This window comes from Aminobacter sp. P4_H6_2, assembly GCF_056400805.1.
The window spans coordinates 1-2,236 of record NZ_JBFUKO010000783.1; the positions used below are offsets into that span (position 1 = coordinate 1).

The 2,236-nt window shown below is 61.5% G+C and carries 3 protein-coding genes; all 3 read left to right on the forward strand.

Annotation, left to right across the window (positions count from 1 at the left end; translation table 11 throughout):
• Positions 1 to 145: 145 nt before the first annotated feature.
• Complete coding sequence (gene map, locus AC1DUU_RS30045) at positions 146 to 973, forward strand: type I methionyl aminopeptidase (protein WP_476786966.1); 828 nt, start codon at positions 146 to 148, stop codon at positions 971 to 973.
• A gap of 36 nt (positions 974 to 1,009) precedes the next feature.
• Positions 1,010 to 1,762, forward strand: coding sequence for a RadC family protein (radC, locus tag AC1DUU_RS30050; protein WP_476786967.1), 753 nt, complete (start codon positions 1,010 to 1,012; stop codon positions 1,760 to 1,762).
• A gap of 120 nt (positions 1,763 to 1,882) precedes the next feature.
• Positions 1,883 to 2,236, forward strand: a 354-nt coding sequence (locus AC1DUU_RS30055) for an SDR family oxidoreductase (protein ID WP_476786968.1), incomplete at its 3' end; no start/stop codon positions are given.

Sequence of the window (2,236 nt, forward strand, 5' to 3'; positions counted from 1 at the left end):
GACATTGGCGGTTTTTGCTGGCCAAACGCCGCATATCGCTGCGGTTTGGCCTTTGCGGGTTGAATCTGGACGCTTCCGGTGCCAAATCTGCGGCAACGCCTCGCAGCACGTCGCGAGCAACCCCAGACATACTCGGCAGAGGTCAATGGTCAGCTATCTCGACGCCGCCACGGCGCCCCTCAGGAACACAGGCCAGATCCGTCTCTATGGAGAGGAGGCCTTCGAAGGCATGCGCAAGGCCTGCGCGCTCACCTCTCAGTGTCTCGACGAGTTGGTCGATCGCGTCGCACCCGGCGTCACCACCGAGTCCATCGACCGCTTCGTCTTCGAGTTCGGCATGGATCATGGCGCGATGCCGGCCACACTCAACTACCGCGGCTACACCAAGTCGAGCTGCACCTCGATCAACCACGTCGTCTGTCACGGCATTCCCGACAACAAGCCGCTCAAGGACGGCGATGTCGTCAATATCGACGTCACCTATATCCTCGATGGCTGGCACGGCGATTCGAGCCGCATGTACCCGGTCGGCAACATCAAGCGCGCCGCCGAGCGCCTGCTTGAAGTCACCCATGAGTGCCTGATGCGCGGCATTGCCGCAGTGCGCCCTGGCGTACGCACGGGCGCTATCGGCGCTGCCATCCAGACCTATGCAGAAGCCGAGCGCTGTTCGGTGGTGCGCGATTTCTGTGGCCACGGCGTGGGTGCCTTGTTCCACGACGCGCCAAACATCCTGCACTATGGCAACGTCAACGAGGGCGTCGAGATGCGCCAAGGCATGATCTTCACCATCGAGCCGATGATCAATCTCGGCCGCCCGCATGTGAAGGTGCTGTCCGACGGCTGGACCGCCGTGACGCGTGACCGCTCATTGTCGGCCCAATACGAGCACACCGTCGGTGTCACCGCCACAGGCTGCGAGATTTTCACGCTATCCGCCAAAGGGCTCGACCGGCCGGGCTTGTCCGCATAATATCGCCTCGCCGGTGTTCCGGCGGGGGCGATAGCGGTGGCGAACAACGACCACGACGAGCGCGATTTCTTCGGCGAGCTTCCGTTGCCGCCGATCAAACGAGATGCCGCGCCGGAAAAGCCCCACTATCTCGGCCATCGTGACCAGCTGCGCGAGCGGTTTTCGACGAATGGCGGCGACACGCTCGCCGACGACGAGCTGCTCGAACTGCTGCTGTTCCGGCTGATCCCGCGCTCCGACACCAAGCCGGTGGCAAAGGCCCTGCTCGCCCGCTTCGGCACGCTGGCGGAAGTACTCGGCGCCACCACCAACCTGCTTCAGGAGGTCAAGGGCATCGGACCTTCGGTTGCGCTTGACCTCAAGATCATTGCGGCATCGGCCAAGCGTATGGCGCGCGGCGAGATCAGCGGCCGCGAAGTGCTGTCGTCCTGGCCACAGTTGCTCGACTACTGCCGTGCCGCAATGGCCTTTGAGGCACGCGAACACTTCCGCATCCTGTTCCTCGACAAGAAGAACGTGCTGATCGCCGACGAGGTGCAGCAGACGGGAACAGTCGACCACACCCCGGTCTATCCGCGCGAAGTCAGCAAGCGGGCGCTGGAGCTGTCGGCAACCGCGCTTATCCTCGTGCACAATCATCCCTCAGGCGACCCGACGCCGTCGCGCGCCGACATCGACATGACCAAGACGATCATCGACACGGCCAAGCCGCTCGGCATTTCGGTGCACGACCACATCATCATCGGCAAGAAGGGTATTGCCAGCATGAAGGGCCTGCTGCTGATCTAGGCAAATATAGACTTGAAGTGCGCTGAAGGCCCATGCAAACTGCCCAGCATTAAATCGATCCGCAACCTGACATGCGATCAGGCGCAAGATCTCTACCGCTATTGGTGATGAGGGTCTTGCATGTGCGCGAAACGGAATACTCAACCCATCTTTCTGCTGACCACTGTGGCCCCTCGAAAAAGAGAGGGTTCCAGTCCGACTGGTCTTGTCGGTCGACATCTCGCCCGGCAGTTGCTCGATAGTGGCGTATCCGTTCGTGTCCTGGCCGAGCCTGGGCAGCTTGACGGCTGGGCGCAAGGAACCCAAGTCATGTCAGGGTCAATTACGAGTCCGCAGGACGCTGCCCAAGCTTTCGCCGGAGTAGCGAAAGTCTTCTTGGCAGGTGCCGAACCAAATTCCGTGAAAGAAGTAACTAGATTTGCTGCCGCAGCGGGCATCGAGCGGATCGTCGTTCTCTCATCCCATGGCCCCGAG